General features: G+C 44.2%; 17 protein-coding genes. 6 read left to right on the top strand and 11 right to left on the bottom strand.

The window, feature by feature from the left end; genetic code table 11:
* Nucleotides 1-17 precede the first annotated feature (17 nt).
* The 3 genes from ANME2D_RS09410 to ANME2D_RS09400 form a co-directional block, all read right to left on the bottom strand.
* A complete protein-coding gene (locus ANME2D_RS09410; protein WP_048090961.1) occupies nt 18-1,517 on the bottom strand; it encodes a B12-binding domain-containing radical SAM protein in 1,500 nt (499 codons plus the stop codon).
* Nucleotides 1,518-1,824: 307 nt separating this feature from the next.
* Nucleotides 1,825-2,337 (bottom strand): hypothetical protein, encoded by a 513-nt coding sequence (locus tag ANME2D_RS09405; RefSeq protein ID WP_048090959.1) that lies wholly within the window; start codon nt 2,335-2,337, stop codon nt 1,825-1,827.
* 240 nt (nt 2,338-2,577) lie between these two features.
* Nucleotides 2,578-3,891, bottom strand: coding sequence for a hypothetical protein (locus ANME2D_RS09400; protein ID WP_157834045.1), 1,314 nt, complete (start codon nt 3,889-3,891; stop codon nt 2,578-2,580).
* A gap of 308 nt (nt 3,892-4,199) precedes the next feature.
* Between ANME2D_RS09400 and ANME2D_RS09395 the strand changes: the two genes are divergently transcribed.
* Nucleotides 4,200-4,544 carry a thioredoxin family protein gene (locus ANME2D_RS09395; RefSeq protein ID WP_048091149.1) on the top strand — a complete coding sequence of 115 codons (345 nt, stop codon included), beginning with the start codon at nt 4,200-4,202 and terminating at the stop codon, nt 4,542-4,544.
* Nucleotides 4,545-4,948: 404 nt separating this feature from the next.
* Here ANME2D_RS09395 and ANME2D_RS09390 read toward each other — a convergent pair whose 3' ends face one another.
* From ANME2D_RS09390 to infB, 4 genes are all read right to left on the bottom strand, one after another.
* Nucleotides 4,949-7,855 carry a heavy metal translocating P-type ATPase gene (locus ANME2D_RS09390; protein ID WP_394295703.1) on the bottom strand — a complete coding sequence of 969 codons (2,907 nt, stop codon included), beginning with the start codon at nt 7,853-7,855 and terminating at the stop codon, nt 4,949-4,951.
* Nucleotides 7,856-7,963: 108 nt separating this feature from the next.
* On the bottom strand, nt 7,964-8,425 hold the full coding sequence (locus ANME2D_RS09385; protein ID WP_048090953.1) for a hypothetical protein: 462 nt from the start codon (nt 8,423-8,425) through the stop codon (nt 7,964-7,966).
* On the bottom strand, nt 8,422-8,583 hold the full coding sequence (locus ANME2D_RS18425; protein WP_198527400.1) for a hypothetical protein: 162 nt from the start codon (nt 8,581-8,583) through the stop codon (nt 8,422-8,424). The genes ANME2D_RS09385 and ANME2D_RS18425 overlap by 4 nt, the downstream gene beginning before the upstream one ends.
* Before the next feature lie 139 nt (nt 8,584-8,722).
* Nucleotides 8,723-10,492: a translation initiation factor IF-2 gene (gene infB / locus ANME2D_RS09380; protein ID WP_048090951.1), complete on the bottom strand. Its 1,770-nt coding sequence runs from the start codon at nt 10,490-10,492 to the stop codon at nt 8,723-8,725.
* Nucleotides 10,493-10,849: 357 nt separating this feature from the next.
* Between infB and ANME2D_RS09375 the strand changes: the two genes are divergently transcribed.
* From ANME2D_RS09375 to ANME2D_RS17390, 4 genes are all read left to right on the top strand, one after another.
* Nucleotides 10,850-12,016: an acetyl-CoA C-acetyltransferase gene (locus tag ANME2D_RS09375; RefSeq protein WP_048090949.1), complete on the top strand. Its 1,167-nt coding sequence runs from the start codon at nt 10,850-10,852 to the stop codon at nt 12,014-12,016.
* A gap of 127 nt (nt 12,017-12,143) precedes the next feature.
* Nucleotides 12,144-12,206: a hypothetical protein gene (locus ANME2D_RS19030; protein WP_394295702.1), complete on the top strand. Its 63-nt coding sequence runs from the start codon at nt 12,144-12,146 to the stop codon at nt 12,204-12,206.
* Nucleotides 12,190-12,966 (top strand): enoyl-CoA hydratase/isomerase family protein, encoded by a 777-nt coding sequence (locus ANME2D_RS09370; RefSeq protein ID WP_048090947.1) that lies wholly within the window; start codon nt 12,190-12,192, stop codon nt 12,964-12,966. Before ANME2D_RS19030 ends, ANME2D_RS09370 begins: the two co-directional genes overlap by 17 nt.
* A gap of 8 nt (nt 12,967-12,974) precedes the next feature.
* Entirely contained in the window at nt 12,975-13,313 is a 339-nt protein-coding gene (locus ANME2D_RS17390; RefSeq protein WP_081810225.1) for an FAD-dependent oxidoreductase, read from the top strand.
* On the opposite strand, the gene ANME2D_RS09365 is transcribed toward ANME2D_RS17390, so the two are convergent.
* The 4 genes from ANME2D_RS09365 to ANME2D_RS09350 are packed head-to-tail and all read right to left on the bottom strand — an operon-like array spanning nt 13,267 to nt 18,461.
* Nucleotides 13,267-14,466: an acyl-CoA dehydrogenase family protein gene (locus ANME2D_RS09365; RefSeq protein WP_048090945.1), complete on the bottom strand. Its 1,200-nt coding sequence runs from the start codon at nt 14,464-14,466 to the stop codon at nt 13,267-13,269. The two genes, ANME2D_RS17390 and ANME2D_RS09365, sit on opposite strands and share 47 nt — an antisense overlap.
* A gap of 35 nt (nt 14,467-14,501) precedes the next feature.
* Nucleotides 14,502-15,767 (bottom strand): imidazolonepropionase, encoded by a 1,266-nt coding sequence (gene hutI, locus ANME2D_RS09360; protein ID WP_048090943.1) that lies wholly within the window; start codon nt 15,765-15,767, stop codon nt 14,502-14,504.
* A 29-nt stretch (nt 15,768-15,796) separates the two neighbouring features.
* Nucleotides 15,797-17,482 carry a urocanate hydratase gene (gene hutU, locus ANME2D_RS09355; RefSeq protein WP_198527398.1) on the bottom strand — a complete coding sequence of 562 codons (1,686 nt, stop codon included), beginning with the start codon at nt 17,480-17,482 and terminating at the stop codon, nt 15,797-15,799.
* A 1-nt stretch (nt 17,483) separates the two neighbouring features.
* Complete coding sequence (locus ANME2D_RS09350) at nt 17,484-18,461, bottom strand: formimidoylglutamase (RefSeq protein ID WP_206741774.1); 978 nt, start codon at nt 18,459-18,461, stop codon at nt 17,484-17,486.
* Between the two features lie 111 nt (nt 18,462-18,572).
* Here ANME2D_RS09350 and hutH point away from each other — a divergent pair, with 111 nt between their 5' ends.
* Nucleotides 18,573-20,105: a histidine ammonia-lyase gene (gene hutH / locus ANME2D_RS09345; protein ID WP_048090939.1), complete on the top strand. Its 1,533-nt coding sequence runs from the start codon at nt 18,573-18,575 to the stop codon at nt 20,103-20,105.
* Nucleotides 20,106-20,122 lie beyond the last annotated feature (17 nt).

The following is a 20,122-nucleotide window of genomic DNA, read 5'->3' as shown; positions in this document are numbered from 1 at the left end:
GAGTATTACTCTATGCATTATTTCACCGAGATGGAATGCATTGTTTCAGTCCCCAGCATTAAAATCTCCTCAATCTTATGTCTCGGTTTTCCGCGCTCCAGAACAAGGCGCCATAAATAAGGATTCATGAGATTCTTTACTATTGCATTCCTGCCATCACGACTGCTAATGAATTTGATAGTTCTCCTGAGGATGTGAACAAAATCCGTCCTAAAGAACGCATAATATGCTTTTTCTACCCATTTTGCTATATCTTCTTTTGTCAGGTTATCATAATAATCTGAAACTAAGTGGTCCCTCATCCAGTCTTCCCTGCCGACTTTTCCGGCATTCATGGCTTTTACATACAGCATATCCCATGGTGCTATTCCAAGTGCATTGACCTCGAGTGCATCGAAGTCCAGCTCAGATATGTGTGCAAGTGTTTCTTTCAGGTCATCTATCGTCTCTACAGGCGCTCCGATAATGAACGCCCCGATAACGAGAAGGTCTGCTGCTTTTGCATTAGCGACTGCGATTTTTGCCTGGGCTGGAGTGGTATGCTTTTGATAATAATCCAGTATTTTTTGTGACCCACTCTCCACTCCGAACAGTATTGAAGAGAAACCAGCCTCTTTCATGTTCCTGAACATTTCAGGGTCGGCTGTATCAACTCTCCCCTCACAGTACAGTACGATATCTATATCCCTTCTCTTGATTTCCTCGCATATTTTCTTTACACGTTCCTTGTCGGCTGTAAAAATGTCATCGAGTATTACGCATGACCCGTATCCCTGGGTTTTGAGGAGTTCAAGCTCGGAAACTACATTTTCGACAGACCTTATTCTTAGCTGCCTGTTAGAGAATCTCCAGTTGGTACAAAAGTTGCATGCAAAAGGGCAGCCTCTCCCCGTCACTATTGAGGTGAATTTTCCAAATGTAAGATCAAGCCCGTTCCATGTGTACCCGTAGCTGATATCTTCTACGAGGTCCCGTGCAGGGAATGGAATCTCGTCAATATCCATTATTGTGTCAGGCTCGCTGTCTATGATCTTATCGTCCCTTAAGGCAGTAATTCCCCTAATATGCGAAATATCTTGGTCGTTATCTGAGTAAGAAATGAGAAGTTCTGAGAAGGAGCGCTCAGCCTCTCCTTTGATCACACAATCGACAAACGGGAATGTCTTAACTATATTTTCAGCCATGAAGGTAGGGTGTATTCCACCGAGAACAATCCTGGTTTCGGGCAAAGCGGCGTGAATCTTTTCCAGGCTTGCCATTGTTACAGGGAACATCCTTGAAGTTACTGAGACTCCCAGAACATCCGGCTTCTTCATGACAATATTCTTAACAAATCTCTCATGTTTCATATGGAGAGTGAAGGCATCGAATACCTCAAGTACACTTTTTGTGCGGCTTAAATACCCGTAATGCCTTGCATAAGAGGCTATATACAGGAGACCTATCGGAGGACCAAGCACCTGGGCTGGGGTGGTCAATTGCCTGTACTCCGGCGGTGTGGCAAGAATTACACGCATCGCCGGGCTAAAGCATCTGAATCGTTATATTCTTTTTGCACTTAACTTGAACTACGGCTTTCAATCCCTTACTTGTTTTGGTCTTTACACAGGAGGAGCAGACCTGCGCAGCGGGATTTTAACCCGGCGGACACACGCTGCGCAGTTCGCAGTGTCGCCTCCTTAAGCTTCGGGGCGTGCCGTCCCCATCAGGGGATGCGGGCTTGTACTGCATCTCTGGCGGCGCGCGCCTGGAGGCGGGGCGCCCGCGGATTGGCGCATGTATGATATTTGACCGAAAAGATAGAGATGTTGTGGGATTAAGGCTCTAATGGTAGCGACTATAATGCTTACTAACAACATCATTAATAATATCATTTATTAACTCAATAAAAGTGTTAAGCTCTATATAATAACATTTATCTTTTTTCCAATCAGAGTTTATAAAAACACCACATAGCTTGTTATTATTATCAGTGGTAATGCAAAAAATCAAACTATGAATAAGAATATTGCAAAGTTCTTTTAATTTTAGCAGAGATTTTTCTCCTTCCTCCAGATTATAAAATCTTTCAAAATGATGCCAATTTAGAAAATCAATGATATTATCGTCTTTTATTCTTTGATATTTAATACAACTGAAATCTTTGGAGATTAATTCGTCTGATAATTTATTTGCTTCACTTAACTTGCGAGCTATAAATGCACAAACAAAAAAGAATTTTTCAACTCTCAAATTAATATATTCATCTTCAGATATTGCTGTAGCAACTGAAAACTTATAAAAATCATTTAATTCTTTTTGTAATTCTTCTTTCCAAATAGCCGCATCCCAAATCATAGTTTAGCTTTAATTACAGCACCCATTTTATTTAAAATCTTTTATTAAACGAACAACCTACCTTAAGAAAACTACCATGCCTACTAAGTTTGTGTATTCTAATGCATCTGAAAAGCTTTCAGACGTCTTTCTTAAACATGCGTAACAAAAAATTATATGCAGTTTTCAAAATAGGTTTATTTTCTAAGGAATTATCATTACAACATCTCTACTCAATTACAATAAATATTTTTGCCTGGATTAGATCGATGTATTCTTTAGAGGTCCCTTAGTTTCTTTAATACGGGAAATAATTGTTTCAATTTTTATTTTACCTTCGATGTATTGAGAATAAATTTTAAATAAATCTATAGTTGTCATCATACAAAATTCATTCTTAGTTCCTAACCTAATAGCGTCTTTCGAGAAAGGTTCTTTTCTATTTGATGGTTCATCTTCTTTATAATGATTTAGGATAAAGATACCCTTAACATCTTCATTTTGCTTTGATGCTTCTATATGATGATCTAAGAGTTGTCTTAGGTCATCTACATTAGCATGTCCTTTAAGACCTTTTACTTCTATTATGGAAAAAAATTTGTCCGTCTCAGCTTCAATATCATGAAGTCCTTCATGTTCTTTTTCAATAACTTTAAAACCCAACTCAGAAAATACATATGCAACTGCTTTAGTTAATTCTATTCCAGTAGTGTATAAGATTTTTCTAATCTCGTTATAGCGATGAAGTTCTGATTTAATTTCCTCAAACTGTTTGATTAGATTAATTTCTTTATTTATCTGATATTTGTTTACCCATAGAGGAGTTTGAGTAGAACTTGAGATTATATTCTTTTGAAAATAATTTTTTTTGATTATATCCAATAAGTCGTTTAGAACTTGTACAAATTTATCTTCTTCGAATAGGGGCATTAGAATTACATATCCATTAGAATAAGGAATTGATAAAGATACAGGCAATTTTACCATATTTCGTCCAATTACATGTTCAGCATTACCATAATTGAAATAGCATTCCCATCTAACTTTGTATTTTTTTAAGATAGTGCTTAGGGGATGTTGGAGATTGGGTTCTATCGTTTCTCCGTGCGTGTTAAAATTATTTAATTTAAAGGGAAGAAATGAATAAGTATTAATACTACTATAAGGTCCTATCCCAATCGTATTTGCATATGTTTTTTCTGAAGGACAAATTAGTACAATTATTCCTCCTCCCGTTAAAAAAAGAGGAATTTCATTGTATTTAGCAAAAAAATAAGAAATCGAAGCTGAATTATATCCTATTTTTGGAAGATTGACAAATACAACATTGTAATCAAGTAATGAAGGGATTATATGCTTTCCCTTAAAATCATAATTAAAACCATGTTTTTCAAATGTTATTCTACATAACTCAATTTGCATACCAGATTCTGCTTTTGGTGATTCTTCAAATCCTATTAATAAAACTTTTATTGGATTATTCATAACTTTTTGTTTATTATATTCTATAGAAACAATAAATCTTTCTAATGAGCAGAATGAAATGAACAAATAATTAAGCTCTTTTTGCCTCAACTGGTTTTGCAACCTTTTTTAAGTTATAATTATTGCGTACATAATCACCAACGCAAATTGAAATTCATGTTGGTGAATGAAAATTAAATAATGAAACTGGATTAAGGTAACTTCAATTCACCATAACCCCATACTTAAAAGGTACAGCTCTTGTTATCGTTTTTCGCCTGTAAAGCCTTTTCTACTTCCACACATCTCCGGGCAGAAATATATCCTTCCACCACATCCCGGCCCTGTCCAGCCGAACCGTGATAAAAGATATCAGAATAGAGGAGAATATCATCCATCCCGCGATAAGGAGAGGAGATATGACAGAAGACGATGAACTTGCAAGGATAAGAAAGAAGAAGATCGAAGAGCTAATGAAACGACAGCAGGAAAGTTCAGCGCCAAAACCGCAAACTATTGTTGAAGTATTCACATCACCCACATGCCCGCACTGCCCCAGGGCGCTTATGATGGCAAGGCAGCTTGCTGTGCAGATGCCGGGTATTCAGGTAATCGAGCTCTCAACAGATACACCGCAGGGTTACGCAAAAGCAGCCCTGTACGGGGTTCAGGCTGTTCCCACCATATTTATCAATGGAAAGCGCGCTTTCACGGGCGCTCCGCCTTCTATCGAGGCGCTGCGGCAGTTTATACGCCAGACCTGACCACCAGATGAGCGTACTATTAACACGTTCGGTCAATACTGGCCTTGTGGCGCTGGGGTTGCGACCCCAGACCCCGGAGGATGCGCCGCCGAGGGCGGGGTTAACATGAATTGGTTATCTTCTGGTTTGAAAAACCCTAAAGACAAAGAGAAAAACAACCTCTATCGAAACATTCTATTTCAAACAAACCAGTTTCAAGATATAGAAAACTAAACAACGAACTTAAAACTAACTCAAAACGAACTTCCAGAGTTCGTACAAGTTCGTTTAGTTCGATGTTAATATTATCTACCCTCTGATACCGATTTTCACTGAAATACTAAATACTTTCAGTAAGTATATGTAATCCTCAGATCGTCACGAAACTCATCCAATTTGTACATTGGATATTCTCTGGTTTTCCTCTAGGCTGCCCTGGTGGTATACCTATCAGGATTGCTCTCGAACTTCGTCTTGCACTCCTGGGAGCAGAAGTAATATACCCTGCCCCTGTGATGCATATAGGCTGCCATGTCCCGTGGGTTGGCCGTGCGGTGGCAGACCGGATCTTCAACCTGTGCCTGCTTTGGCCGCCAGCCTCCGCGCTCCTCTGGTACAGGTCCCCTGGGTAATTCCCCCTCCGGGAGTTCGGCTGGCTCCCCGTGGCTGACCGCGGTCACCTCCCTGTGCGCTACCGGCTCACGGCGCGGCTGGAAGCCTCTCAGGCGCAGGGCATTGGTGACCACTGAAACAGAGGATAGGGCCATGGCCGCGGCAGCGACTATTGGACTTAGCAGAATACCAAAGAAAGGGTAGAGCACTCCTGCGGCGATGGGGATGCCCAGGGTGTTGTAGACGAAGGCAAAGAAGAGGTTTCCCTTGATGTTGCTCATCGTTGCCCTTGAGAGCTCGACCGCAATCAGCACGCCCTGCACATCCCCTGAGATCAGGGTGATATCGCCCGACTCAATGGCCACATCTGTACCCGTGCCTATGGCTATGCCAAGATCAGCCTGGACGAGTGCCGGGGCATCGTTTATTCCATCTCCGACCATGGCCACCACCTTGCCCTGGCGCTGCAGCTCCGCCACCTTCTGCGCCTTGTGCTCCGGGAGCACTTCTGCCAGCACCTTATCAGAAGCAATGCTCACCTGGCGCGCGATAGCCTCGGCAGTTCGCCTGTTATCGCCTGTCAGCATCCAGACCTCAAGGCCAAGATCCCGCAGGCGCTGTACCACTGCGGCTGCATTGGGCTTCATGGTGTCTGCAACGGCAATGACTCCGGCCGCCTGATCATCAACTGCCACATACATCGGCGTCTTGCCCTGCAGCGCAAGTTCAGCGCCCCGCGCTTCCAGCTCGCGCATGAAAATATCCCGCTCAGCCAGAAGCTGCGGGGTGCCCACGAGCACGCGCCGCTCATCAACCACAGCCTCAAGACCGCGGCCAGGGACTGCCCTGAAATCCTTCGGCTCTGCCAGGGACATATCCTGTGCCTGCGCTGCCCTGACAATAGCCTGTCCCAGGGGGTGCTCGGAAGCCCGCTCTGCCGATGCAGCCAGATACAGGACCTCGTCCCGCCCAAAGCCCAGAGCAGGCGCAACGTCGGTCAGCGCCGGCTCTCCTTTTGTGAGTGTTCCGGTCTTATCCATGACGATGGCATTCACCTTTCCCGCCACCTCCAGTGCCTCGCCGCCCTTGATGAGCACCCCGTATTCTGCCCCCTTGCCAGTACCGACCGTAATTGAGGTCGGGGTTGCAAGCCCGAGGGCACAGGGACAGGCGATGATCAGCACGGCCACACTCGTCAGGAGCGCAAAGACGATCCCGGGCTCAGGGCCGAGGATGAACCAGATGACAAAGGTTGCCACGGCAGCCATAAGAACGACTGGCACAAAGTAGCTCGAGACCACATCAACAAGGCGCTGGATCGGGGCCTTTGAGCCCTGCGCCTCCTGGACAAGACGGATGATCTGTGCCAGGGCAGTATCCTTACCCACTTTAGTGGCCTTGAAGCGGAAAGAGCCAGTCTTATTGATGGTCGCACCGATCACCTCATCCCCCGGTCCTTTATCGACCGGGATGCTCTCGCCTGTGATCATCGACTCATCGATGGTCGAGCTTCCCTCCCTGATCACCCCGTCGACCGGGATCTTCTCTCCAGGGCGTACGATAACCACATCGTCCACCCGTACATCTTCCACTGGCACATCCATCTCCTGCCCATTGCGCACCACGCGGGCTGTCCTTGCCTGAAGACCGATCAGCCGCTGTATGGCTGCCGAGGTGCCTGCCTTTGCCCGCGCCTCCAGCAGTCTGCCAAGAAGGACGAGGGCGATGATGGCGACGACTACCTCGTAGTAAACTGCCACAGGGATGCCCAGAGCGATGAAGAAGCCTGCGAAGAAGGTGTTTGCCACACTGTAGACATAGGCTGCGCCAGTGCCAAGACCGATAAGTGTATTCATATCTGCAGTACGGCGCCGCAGAGTGCCCCACATCCCCCGGTAGAAATTTGCACCTGAATAGGCCACGACCGGGGTCGTCAGGAGGAACTGAACCAGCGGGTTGTGGAGGATAGTAGGGACAAAGGCCAGGGCAGGAAAAAATTCCCGCATCGCGCCCAGCACCACGGGCACTGCGAGCACGGCGGCTACGATAAAGCGCCGGGTCACATCCGCCACCTCGTCACTGCGGGTGACGACGCCCAGATCTCTTGTCTCTTCCTCTTCACTCAGTAATTTCGCCTCGTAGCCAAGATCACTAACTGCCTTGCTGATATCCTCTGGAGAGACAAGCTGAGGGTTATAGGCTGCGGTGAGACGCTCTGTGCTGAAGTTCATCTGTATCGCCTCAATCCCGCGCATGCGCTCAAGGTAATCCTGTATGGCATCAAAACAGCCGGGACAATCAGCACGCTTGATGGCGAACTCCGCCCGTGCCGGTGCTGTATCTGCACGCGGAGCTACTTCCTGCGGCACAGGTTCTGTCGGCGCTGCAGCCGCTCGTTCCCCCGGCTCCACGATAATGGTTCCGCGGTACATGTTCATCCAGCACGTGAAAGGGTACTCACCCGGGGTCTGCGGCGTGAACTCGATGACTGTCGTCCTGAAAGCCGGAAGTGCCTTGCTGATTCCAAAATCAGGGATGAGGACGCGGTTTGAGCAGTCGATACCCTCCTGCCGGTTGAACTTGAGGCGCACAGGTATTCCCTGGCGCACACGAATCACGTTTGGCTGGTAGGTCTCCTTGACGAGGATATCGATCTCCTGTACGCCTCGCGTTAAGCGGGCCACCACTGCTGTCTTTGGGCCGAAGAACCACCAGCCCATAAAAACAATTATACCAAGGCCGACAAGGGCCACTATTACATCAGCCAGTGTCACGTCTAACCCCTATCATAAACTTATGAGCCCAGGGCTCATAAAACTGCTGGAACGTTATATATCAAAAGGGATGCGTTCAATCAAACCTCCTGTGAGGTTATTGAACTCTACGCCTCCCTTAACCCCGTAAATCTCAACACCATCGAATTCATCAGCACCGCATAATATATCCTGCTCAGGGTGCGTCCCGGGTGTTATGCTGCAGCTTAGCCGTGTTTTATCTCCTACAGAAACCACAATTTTAAGCCGTTTCGATGCAGGATGGTTTTTTGGCAGGACAATAAAAGGCGAACCTACCTCACGAATCATATAAAGTACGCATTTGAGGCCATTTATGGTCTTTTTATCAGTCCCAAAACCTGATGCTACAAGCAGGTCATCAGGATCAAGCGCTAACAGTATCTCCTCTTTTTCTGTTTCCAGGAAAAATTGCCCGTTCTCTCCTGCTTTAATAATACCAAGGGTACCTTTATCTCCTCGCAGGAGGAGCATCTCATTATTATTTAGAGGGATCATTCTTCCTTAAACATAAGGTTTACATTACCTGAATGGCATGAGGGGCACACCACTTTTTTTCCAACGCCTCTGAACTCGTTACTGCAGTCGCCACACTTATAGAACTTTGCCTCAAGTGATGTAATCTCAATATTGAACGCATCACCAACACTGCACATGTTTATTTTTCACCTCCGTAATATTATGATCATACATCGTTAATATATTGGTACCAATATAGTTAATGTTTAATCATGTTTATCTGGTAAGAACTAACTATACTTTTAACCTTAAAAAGCTTTATCTCTATATCTCTTGTTACTTCCCCCAGAACGGATTCTCTCTCCTCTTTATCTCCATGAATGCCATGAGCGCCTCTTTATCCTCAACCGACATCGATTCAAAGAGTTCCTGCTCAGCGATCTTCGCATGTTTCTCAGGCACATCAATATAGAGTATATCCCCTTCCTTTATATGGCGCCCCACAATCGGCCCGTCTATAGCAACAGCCACTTCCTTGCCTTTTGCAGCCTCGCTGATATTCTCATTGTGCTCCTGGATGCCCTTTATCCTTCCTACAGCCGTACCATCCTCTTTCATAACTCCAAGGTTAGTTCTTATCACCCCGCCCATTACGCGCACACCCACGACAGCAGGCTTGCTCTGCCTGAACGTACAGTTAGGCAGTATCATAAACCTGCCTGGCTTTATGATGGTCTCATAGCGCTTCTTCTCAATGAGCTGTTTTTGTTCTGTTACCCACTTATTATAATCCTCGATAAGCTTGTAGATAACATCATCTATGAACACCTTGATATCTGAACCAGCCAGCTCATCTCTGGCATCCGGGAGGATATCCACATTGAACCCGACGATCACTGATAGAAGCGGGTCTTTTATGGTCTTTACCTCTGTGACATCGCGTTTTGATATATCGCCTATATCTGCCCTGTGTATCTGTATATTCTCTTTCTTCAATTCGTTCACAATAGCTTCAAGTGAGCCGATGGTATCTGCTTTAATCAATATCCCGCTTGTCTGGGTCTCGATCCTTACAGCATCTATCTCGGATTTTATCTGATTTGCCAGTTCATCGACATTGCCCACTGCTACCCTTATCTGTGAGCCTGCAAGTGCATCTTCAAGATTTGGTGCCGAAATTTTAACGCCCGATGCGGCAACCACTTTCTTTACACGCTTGAATTTCTCCTCAGCGCGCATCTCAGAAAGCGGCCTGGGTTTCAAAAGAGCCCGTACCTTAGTAACTATAGGGCCTCCCAGACTTCCCACAACTATAGTATCTCCAACATCTAATTCACCGTCGTATAATATAACATCCAGGGTTGTGCCAAGACCCACCTCCTCTTTTACCTCAAGAACAGTCCCTGTACCTGGTCCAACAGCCCTGTACTCAAGATCTTTTTCAAGGAACCTCTTGGCAAGCCCCATCAACACCATGAGGAGATCAGGTATGCCCTCGCCAGTCTTTGCACTGAGCGGTATCACGCCTATATTTCGCTGGAAATCGCGCACCCTGTCGTACCGATCAGAGCTGAATCCCATTTCATAGAGCTTGCCTATAACCACGTATAATTTTTCATCCAGCGCAGTTTTAACATGCTCTGCCTGTTCTGGGTATGATAATATGAACGGCTTTCCGGGTTGTGGGTTCCAGCCTGAGATCCTATCGATCTTATTTGCAGCAACCACAAACGGCGTTTTAAATCTCTTCAGTATTTCCACTGCCTCAGTGGTCTGGGGCTGGAATCCCTCGTTTATATCAACAACAAGTACTGCAAGATCTGCCAGTGCTCCTCCCCTTGCCCTGAGTGTGGTAAACGCCCTGTGTCCCGGTGTATCGATAAAGAGCAGCCCGGGTACATTTGTCTCTCCCCTAAAGATAGGTCCGCATACACGTTTTATTACATCAAGCGGTACTTCAGTTGCACCGATATGCTGCGTTATCAGGCCAGCCTCCCGCTCCGCTATTGTAGTGCCTCTTATCTTATCAAGAAGCGATGTTTTACCATGATCGACATGTCCCATAACGCATACTATGGGGGTGCGCAGATTCTGTGCCATATTCATTAGATTATACTAAACTCCAATTTTATACTACTTTTTATTTGTTTTTCTATGTTATAATAGCTATTGCATTTGCAATAGCGCTTTATGTATCTTTAAAACATATATAACTATCATAAGTCTATCTATGTATATTGATTTTTATAGGCACTGGCGAAGTCTGGCTGACAGAATTGAAAACATAAGAGGTATTATTACTTCGCTGGCATCTGGATTTTTCTAGTATCATATCTTTTTGCCGAGACCTCCAACGACTCATCCAGGATCTTGTTTATGGCGCATTTAAAGCGATGAAAAAGCTTGGATTCAGAGCAATATTGTTGGCTAAAATTTATGTATAATGAATAACAATGATAATTCATGCCTGAAGAAGCTGTTCTGATTAGCGGTGTAAGGACTGCTGTTGGTAAGTTTGGTCGTGCATTTAAGGATGTCTCTGCTGTGAAGCTGGGAGCCACTGTGATAAAAGAGGCTGTAAAAAGGGCGGGTATCCAGATGCAAGACGTGGAGGAAGTTATTATGGGCAATGTAATTTCCGCTGGCTTAGGTCAGAATCCTGCCAGACAGGCTGCGATCTATGCTGGAGTTCCACCTGAAATAGGTTCGTTCACTGTAAATAAAGTATGCGGCTCAGGACTTAAAGCGGTCATGCTTGCTGCTCAGGCGATAAAAGCAGGCGACTACGAAATAATAGTTGCGGGTGGAATGGAAAATATGAGCGCTGCTCCCCATTTGCAGAGAAATCTTCGGTGGGGTGTGAAGATTGGAGATACTTCAATTACAGATGCGCTTGTTTTCGATGGTTTATGGGATGTATATAATAACTACCACATGGGTATTACAGGAGAAAGAATAGCTGAAAAATACGGCATAACCAGAGATGATGCAGATGAGTTCGCTCTAAGGAGCCATCAAAAAGCCTTGCAGGCGATAAAGGGCGGAAAATTCAAAGACGAAATAATACCTGTTGAAGTTCAGGGCGTTGAGATCGAGATAGACGAAGGCGTAAGAAAAGATACTTCTTTAGAGAAACTGACAAAACTTCCGCCTGTTTTCAAAGAAGACGGAATTCTAACTGCAGGCAACAGTTCCCAGCTCAGTGATGGTGCTTCCGCACTTGTAGTAACTTCAGCAAGAAAAGCAGAGGAATTGGGAGTAAAACCACTTGTCAGAGTAACTGATTACGCAACTGGAGGAACAAAGCCAGAGGATGTTATGGAAGCCCCTATTCCAACTGTCAAGAAACTGCTAAAAAAGACAAGCTTTACTATAGATGATATGGATTTAGTTGAGCATAACGAAGCCTATGCCTCTGCTTCAATTGCAATAGCCAGAGAACTAGGTATTGACGCGGAGAAGTTGAATGTAAATGGTGGAGCTATTGCACTGGGTCACCCGATAGGGTGCAGCGGCGCAAGAATACTTGTAACGCTGCTTTATGCTTTGAAGGAACGGGGACTTAAAAGAGGACTGGCAACTCTCTGCCTGGGTGGGGGGAATGCTGTGGCAATAATCGTGGAGAGATAGACCATGTTTTACATACAGGAGCAAAAAAACGTAATTGAGATGCTTTTTCCTGCAGGGGACTATAATTTAATCCTGGAATCGATTGGAGATTTCGCTGAGAAAGAGATACTGTCCGCTTCTGCGAAAAATGGTAGCAGGAGGGAAGTTCGGGAGAAAAAGCGGAGAAGGATTCTATGAATACAGAAAATAAATCTATTAAGATAGAGAAAAAAGAAGAAATTGGGGTTATCATTTTAAACATGCCTGAAACTATGAATGCCCTGAATACAGGAATGCTTCAAGAACTCGACGATTCTATGACACAACTTGAGAAGGACGAACAGGTAAGGGCTGTAATTATAACCGGGAATAAAAATTTCTGTACTGGGGCTAACATTAAAGAGCTGAAAGAGAAACATCCAGCGGAAGCCGAGGTTTTTTCCAGACTGGGTCATAAGATATTCAGTCAGGTGGAGAATATGGAAAAACCTGTGATTGCGGCAGTTAACGGATATGCCCTGGGCGCAGGATGCGAGTTGGCTCTTGCCTGTGATATAAGAATAGCATGTAAGAATGCAAAATTCGGTCAGCCTGAGGTGAACCTCGGTCTTATTCCGGGTTTTGGAGGTACGCAGCGGCTTACCAGGCTGGTTGGCATAGGGAGAGCAAAGGAAATGATACTGACTGGCAGAATTATAGATGCGAAAGAGGCAGAATATATCGGGCTTATAAATAAGGTGGTAGGAGATGAAGAGCTGATAGAGAAAGCAGAGGAGATGGCACAGGTTCTTGCTGAAAAAAGCCCGATAGCCGTTAGAATAGCTAAAGGTTTGATAAATAAAAATCAGGAGATTAAGAAAGGGCTTGAGATGGAGATTGTTTCGTTTTCAGAGTGCTTTGCTTCGAATGATCATATGGAAGGTATAAATGCATTTCTGGAGAAGAGAAAGCCCAGGTTTAAAGGCGATTGATTTTTAAAATGGCCGAAAAATTTGACGTCATAATCGTTGGCGCAGGTCCGGGAGGCTGTGCAGCAGCCTATTCACTTGCAAAGATGGGATTCAATGTATTGATATTAGAGAGAGGCAAGTATCCGGGAGCAAAAAATGTGATGGGCGGCAGGATGTATGCACATGCTTTAAATAGGCTCATCCCAGGCTTTTGGAAAGAAGCTCTGGTTTGTACTGATCGAGAAGTGAGGAGACGCAATCCACAACAATATCCACAATCACTTCTCTCCATTATTGGTTTATTATTCGGATCTGAAGGATTCAGTAAGGGGCAAACTCTTTCCCCAAAATTTCTCTGCCAATTATAATCTTCATGATATTCTGGGCTCCTTCTGCCCCAATTATATAAGAAGCTACGCCCCTTAAACCTCGCTCCAGCCCTGCTTCTTTGGTATAGCCGTATGCTCCATGCCATGTCAATACATCCTTAATGATATCAAAAGCTACTGTCGGCGCAATAAGTTTAGCGCAAGCTACGGCTTTATTTATTTCTTTATGATTGAACCTGTTTTCAGTGTACATTTGATCAAGCATCCAGGCTGCTTTATAGACAAGCAATCTTGCAGATTCAAGTTTTATATAATCCTCTGCCAGTTGAAACTGTATTCCTTCAAACCTGGCAAGAGAAGTGCCGAAAGCATGTCTTTCCTTTATATACTCAATTCCGGATTCTAACGCCTTCTCGGCGGCACCTATACATGCTGCAGCTACCAATGTTCTGGCGCAGTTAAAACCTTCCATGGCATAATAAAATCCATTATCCCATTCCCCTATTAGATAATGTGAAGGTATTCCTACATTGTTTATGTTTATGGTACCGGTAGATATTCCTTCTCTCCCCATCTGTTTAAAAATACTGGTAGTTATTCCTGCTATATCTTTTACCGGAAGGTAGCAGAGAGATAGACCTTTATGCTTGAGTTCCGGGCTTGTTTTTACAATTGTTACATAACCTCCTCCGTATTTAGCAGCTTCCCTGACCCCGCTTATGAAAGTCTTTGCGCCATTTACTACCAGTTTTCCGTCATTTTTTTCCATTGTAGTAGATATAGACGCAATATCCGAGCCTCCGCCAGCCTCGGTCGAAGCTATGCCCAGAAATTTTTTTCCTTTCGTTACATCAGGAAGAATTTCCTCTTTAGCTCTCTTGTTCCCATATCTATCCATCAGGAAACCCCAGCCGGCTTCTACCAGATAATAAACGGCAGTAGCCATGCTTATATCAGCTCTGGCTATTTCCTCAGCCGCTATTGCCGCTGTAACAAAGTCTGCCCCTGAGCCACCATATTCCTCTGAAATAGTTATTCCAAGAAGCCCAAAAGTTGCCATATCAGCCAGAACTTCATGAGGAATTTCTCCTTTCTCGTCGATTTCACTCGCACGAGGAGCAAGCTTTTTCTCGCAGAACTCTCTTACAGACTTTCTGAAAAGTTTTTGTTCTTCTGTGAAGGAAAAATCCATGGTTCCCCATTTTATGTTATTTCCTTGATTGTTAATTAAGTTATCCTCTTCCCAATTACAATCTTTCCTTTTTTTACTACATTGTAGACGAGATTTACTCCAAAATGATACGGTATACATTTGTAATTTGGTACATCTAAGATTATTATATCTGCTCTCTTTCCCACTTCCAGACTTCCAATGATATCTGCTCTATTTATTGCATGAGCTGCATTTATTGTAGCGGCATTGATTGCCTGTGCGGGCGACATTTTCATTTTTATACATGCCAGCGTTAAAATAATTTGCATAGATTCAGTTGGACACGAGCCAGGATTAAAATCCGTACTCAGCGCAACTGCTATGCCCTTTGAGATCATTTCAGATGCTGGTGCGTATGTATCCGATCCAAGAAAGAACGATGCGCCAGGAAGCAATACAGCAATGGTTTTGCTGTTTGCCATCGCATCGATACCTTCTATCGATATATGATCCAAATGGCCTGCTGAGGTTGCGTGCAGCTTTGCCGCAAGTTGTGCACCGCCAGTATCAGTTAATTGGTCGGCATGAATTTTTAATTTAAAACCCTGTTTCTCTGCGGCAGCTAGAACTTGCCGCGACTGATCAAGATTAAACACATTATGTTCGCAGAAAATGTCACAAAATTCCGCCATACCCCGCATTTTCGGAAGCATGTCATTGATGACAAAATCAATGTAATCTTCTCTACTATTAAATTCAGGCGGTGTAACGTGCACCAAAAAAGTAGGTATTATATCGATAGGATGTATTTTATTTAATTCTTTCATAACCTGCAGTTGCTTTGATTCATCCTCTATTGTCAATCCATACCCGCTTTTTGCCTCGATGGTAGTTGTTCCGAACTTTAACATCGTGTCCAGATGCTTCAGTGATTTTTTGATTAGTTCCTCTTTGCCTGCAGCCCTTGTAGCTCGAACGGTGTTAAATATCCCACCTCCTGACTTTAAAATGTCCAGATAGCTTGCACCTTTAATTCTTTGTTCAAATTCATTTTCTCTTGAGCCTGCAAATACCAAGTGTGTGTGGCAGTCAATAAAACCAGGCATTACAACTTTATCGGAGGCATCAATTTCCACGGTGTGAGGGGTTTTTGACACTTCTTTTATAACATCATCTGAATTCCCACAGGCAATTATTTTATCCTTTGAAATGGCCAGGGAACCATTCGGGATAATTCCAAGATCATCCATTTGTTTATTTGTTCTTGGCCTGGATGAGTTTCCGGATAATGTCAATAATTCATTTGCATTGATTATTATCAGGTCTGCTATTGGTTTCATATTAATGTGATTCTATAACTCCAGATATACTATTGCGGTATTTTTACCATTTTCTGCTTTGCAATATCCATTGCAATTTGATAACCTGCGTCCACATGCCTTGCGATTCCGATTCCCGGGTCTACAGTTAATACTCTTTTCAATCGCTCTTCGCGCTCATCAGTTCCATCTGCAACTATGACTAACCCGGCATGAAGGGAATTTCCAATTCCAACCCCACCTCCATGATGGAAGCTCACCCAGCTTGCGCCATTTATGGCATTCAGGGCAAAATTAAGCAGTGGCCAATCTGCAATTGCATCACTGCCGTCCATCATTCCTTCGGTTTCTCTATAGGGTGATGCAGCGGATCCGCAATCCAGATGATCTCTTCCAATTACCACTGGAGCTTTGATTTCACCCGATGCGACCATTCTGTTAATCTCAACGCCCAGTTTTGCGCGGTTTCCGTATCCAAGCCAGCATACCCTTGAAGGCAAACCCAATGTCGGTACTTTCTTTGATGCCAATTTGATCCAGCGCGCTAATGCCTTATCCTCTGGAAACATCTTGAGGATTTTAGCATCTATAGCTTCTATATCTTCCGGATCTCCAGAGAGTGCAGCCCATCTGAAAGGCCCTTTACCAACACAAAACAGAGGACGGATGTATTCCAACACAAAACCTTTGTATTTAAACCCATCCTTTTCATCCCGTATATCTACACCTGCGCGTTCCGCCTGTTCACGAAGGTTGTTTCCATAATCAAATACAATGGCACCGCGCCTTTGCATCTCCAGTATCGCTTCAACATGCAGTCTAATAGAACTCAATGCCCTGCGATGATATTCTTCTCGATCTGCCTCTCTCAACTCATCCAGTTCTTTCAGGTCTCCAATGGGAACATAACTGGACAGGTCGTGGGCAGGGGTCTGATCCGTAACAATATCTGGAGTTATATTCCGGTTAACAAGCTCAGGATGCACTTTTGCAGCGTTTCCAACTAATCCAACAGATAAGGGCGTTTCCTCCCGTTTAGCTTCCATAACCCATTTTATTGCCTCGTCTATTCTTGATGTGATTCTGTCGCAATAGCCTTCCTCCACTTTCCTTCTGATTCTTTCTTCGCGGACCTCGACATCGAGTATAACTGCCTCGTTCATGGTTGCAGCCATTGGTTGTGCACCGCTCATGCCGCCCATTCCTGCAGTCAATACGAATTTATCTTTTAAAGAATCTGAATTAAAGTGTGTTTTTGCAACCGCAGCAAGTGTTTCATATGTTCCCTGAAGTATTCCCTGTGTGCCGATATAGATCCAGCTACCTGCCGTCATCTGCCCGTACATGGTCAGGCCCAGTTCATCGTATCTATCAAAGTTTTCCTGGGTTGCCCACTTCGGAACTATATTGGAGTTAGCGATTATCACTCTTGGAGCTTCTTTATGGGTAGGCGCAATATATACTGGCTTTCCTGACTGGATGCACAGCGTTTCATTGTTTTCCAGTGTTTGCAATGCCTTAACGATTCTATTATATTCTCTCCAGTTTCTTGCTGCTCTTCCCGAGCCTCCATAGACTATAAGCTCATCAGGATTGACCGCTACATGCGGGTCAAGATTGTTCATGAGCATTCGCAGCGCTGCCTCTGCGTCCCAGTTCTTGCAGTGAAGTTCCCCACCGGTATACGCCTTAATACTTCCTTTTGGTTTTTCTTCATAATACATCGGTCTTGCCATCTTAAACACCCCTTCTCATTTTAAACCCGTTTAAAAAACTAATAATAATGGATGCGCCCAATCTTGCAGTTCTATTATCCACATCAAACCTGGGATTTATTTCTACAATATCAAGAAGTTTTACAGCTTTTGAGGCCCCTGCCAGAAAAGCCAGTTCTCTTATCTGCTCCGGATCGAATCCCCATGCATCGGGTGCACTGCTTCCGGGTGCAAAACACTGGGCAACAGAATCAATATCAATGCTGATAAATACAGACCTTGTATTTGAACCTGCAATTTTCAGTGCCTTTTCCATTATTGTTGGAATTCCGGCTACGACATCTGGAAGTATAAATACAGACACTTTTTTGAACATAAGATAATCGTAATAAGTTCTTGAATTTAAATTATCGTGGGCTCCCATTTCAACAAAATTTTCCCCTTTAAGTAACCCCGTCTCCAGAAGTTTCCGAAACGGGGTCCCGCTGGTAATTCTGTTATCAATGATCTCACGCACATCGAAGTGTGCATCGATGTTTATCCCACCAATTTCCCTGGAATGGAATTCAGATAATGCCCTGACCGTTCCGATTGATGTATCATGTCCACCCCCTATTACAATGGGAAGTATTCCTTTTGTCAATAAATGATTAACTGCTGCCGTTATTCTTTCGTGCGTCTCTGCTATGTCTTCCGTGACGGATACGTCTCCAAAATCCACAATATTCAAATCGCTGATATCGATCTTCTGCTCTATATTGAAGGTGGTTCCATATTTCTTTAAAGCCTTCCTTAAAACATCAGGAGCAAATCTTGAGCCCTCACGTCCACCTCCAAGTGAGACTGCTTTATCGAAGGGAACTCCAATAATTCCGATTTCTATAGGCCGATCTTTGGAACTCGGCATAATTATGTTTTTTACTCGGAGATCATTTGGATCATGCTGTGGTTCATATATCTGGACAGAGGGTTTTTGGAGGAAATTCATTTTAATGACCAACCCTATCTTTTCTTTATATCTCCCACTATAAGTAAATACTTAATCAGGACAATTTAAATGTAAAAAACTCTAAACTAAAGTGATAAACTTGAGTATGGTGATGGAATCATTATGCCAGTAATTATAGATGGTGAAACCCTTTCCATTAAAGACATCGTTTCAGTTGCCCGCAATTTTGAAAAAGTGGAACTCTCAGCAGATGCTAAACAAAAAGTCGTGAAATGTCGCGAGTTCGTTGAGTCGCTTGTGGCGTCTGAAAAAGTTGTGTATGGTGTTACTACGGGTTTTGGAGCATTCGACAATATCTTCATCTCAAAAGAACAATCAGATAGACTTCAGGAGAACCTTATACTCAGCCACTCCACAGGAGTAGGGGACCCTCTTCCAGAGGATGTCGTAAGGGCGATAGTGTTGCTGCGTGCAAATTCGCTGTCCAAAGGATATTCCGGAGTCAGGGTGCAGATCATCGAGACCTTAATCGGTATGTTGAACATGGGGGTACATCCTGTAATCCCTGAGAAAGGCTCACTGGGCGCCAGCGGCGACCTTGCCAATCTTGCCCATATGGTGCTTGTAATGCTGGGAAAAGGTGAAGCCTTCTATAAAGGGGAAAAGATGAGCGGTAAAGATGCTATGGAGCGGGCAGGGATACCGTTAATAAAACTTTCATCAAAGGAAGGGCTTGCACTGATAAACGGTACTCAGGTCATCACGGCTATTGCGGCTTTGCTGATACATGATTCGGAGATATTAATCAAGACATCGGAAATAACAGCAAGCATGAGCCTTGAAGCACTGAAAGGGACTGCAAGGGCCTTTGATGAAAAGGTTGGCAAGGTCAGACCCCATAAAGGGCAGGTAACCTGTGCCGATAATCTGAGACGTCTTACGGCACAGAGCGAGATCATGGAATCCCACAGGTATGACAAGAAAGTACAGGATGCATACTCATTACGATGCATACCCCAGATAATCGGTGCCACAAGGGATGCATTATCGTTCGTTAAAGAGAAAGTTGAAATCGAAATCAACTCTGCCACTGATAACCCATTGCTGTTCCCTGATGAAGATGAAGTTATATCCTGCGGCAATTTTCATGGCCAGATTATTGCCATATCCCTTGATCTCATGGGTATCGCTCTATCTGAGATAGCCAGTGTTAGCGAACGGCGGATTGAACGACTGGTCAATCCTTATCTCAGTGAACTGCCCGCATTTTTAACAGAGATAGAGGGACTCGATTCAGGGTTTATGGTCGCGCAGTACACGGCAGCAGCTTTAGTCTCTGAAAATAAGGTATTCGCCCATCCAGCCAGTGTAGATTCCATACCCACTTCTGCAAATAAGGAGGATCATGTGAGCATGGGCATGGCAGCCGCATTAAAAGCCCGGAAAATCTTTGAGAACGCCTCGTACGTGGTGGCAATTGAACTTATATGTTCAGCGCAGGGTCTTGATTTTAGAAAACCGCTAAGAGCGGGGGCAGGTGCGGAAGCTGTATACAAACTTGTACGGTCTAAGATTCCGCATCTAAAAAATGATAGGATACTGCACTATGACATAAATAAAGCCAGAGATATGGTTCTCAAAAGAGAAGTGATTTTAGCTGTGGAAAATGCCATCGGGGAACTGAGTGGAATCTGATCTCACACTTGTTCTGT

The organism is Candidatus Methanoperedens nitratireducens (assembly GCF_000685155.1).
Classification (GTDB): domain Archaea; phylum Halobacteriota; class Methanosarcinia; order Methanosarcinales; family Methanoperedenaceae; genus Methanoperedens; species Methanoperedens nitratireducens.
This window is presented reverse-complemented; position numbering and strand designations above follow the sequence as displayed.

Excerpts from the sequence above, each read along its gene's own strand:
- ANME2D_RS09370 (WP_048090947.1), top strand. The coding sequence starts at position 12,190 with ATGAATACAGAAAATAAATCTATTAAGATAGAGAAAAAAGAAGAAATT.
- hutH (WP_048090939.1), top strand. The coding sequence starts at position 18,573 with ATGCCAGTAATTATAGATGGTGAAACCCTTTCCATTAAAGACATCGTT.
- ANME2D_RS09410 (WP_048090961.1), bottom strand. The coding sequence starts at position 1,517 with ATGCGTGTAATTCTTGCCACACCGCCGGAGTACAGGCAATTGACCACC.
- hutI (WP_048090943.1), bottom strand. The coding sequence starts at position 15,767 with ATGAAACCAATAGCAGACCTGATAATAATCAATGCAAATGAATTATTG.
- ANME2D_RS09365 (WP_048090945.1), bottom strand. The coding sequence starts at position 14,466 with ATGGATTTTTCCTTCACAGAAGAACAAAAACTTTTCAGAAAGTCTGTA.
- infB (WP_048090951.1), bottom strand. The coding sequence starts at position 10,492 with ATGAATATGGCACAGAATCTGCGCACCCCCATAGTATGCGTTATGGGA.
- ANME2D_RS09390 (WP_394295703.1), bottom strand. The coding sequence starts at position 7,855 with ATGGGCTGGTGGTTCTTCGGCCCAAAGACAGCAGTGGTGGCCCGCTTA.
- ANME2D_RS09395 (WP_048091149.1), top strand. The coding sequence starts at position 4,200 with ATGACAGAAGACGATGAACTTGCAAGGATAAGAAAGAAGAAGATCGAA.
- ANME2D_RS09375 (WP_048090949.1), top strand. The coding sequence starts at position 10,850 with ATGCCTGAAGAAGCTGTTCTGATTAGCGGTGTAAGGACTGCTGTTGGT.
- ANME2D_RS18425 (WP_198527400.1), bottom strand. The coding sequence starts at position 8,583 with ATGTGCAGTGTTGGTGATGCGTTCAATATTGAGATTACATCACTTGAG.
- ANME2D_RS09385 (WP_048090953.1), bottom strand. The coding sequence starts at position 8,425 with ATGATCCCTCTAAATAATAATGAGATGCTCCTCCTGCGAGGAGATAAA.
- hutU (WP_198527398.1), bottom strand. The coding sequence starts at position 17,482 with ATGGCAAGACCGATGTATTATGAAGAAAAACCAAAAGGAAGTATTAAG.
- ANME2D_RS09405 (WP_048090959.1), bottom strand. The coding sequence starts at position 2,337 with ATGATTTGGGATGCGGCTATTTGGAAAGAAGAATTACAAAAAGAATTA.
- ANME2D_RS17390 (WP_081810225.1), top strand. The coding sequence starts at position 12,975 with ATGGCCGAAAAATTTGACGTCATAATCGTTGGCGCAGGTCCGGGAGGC.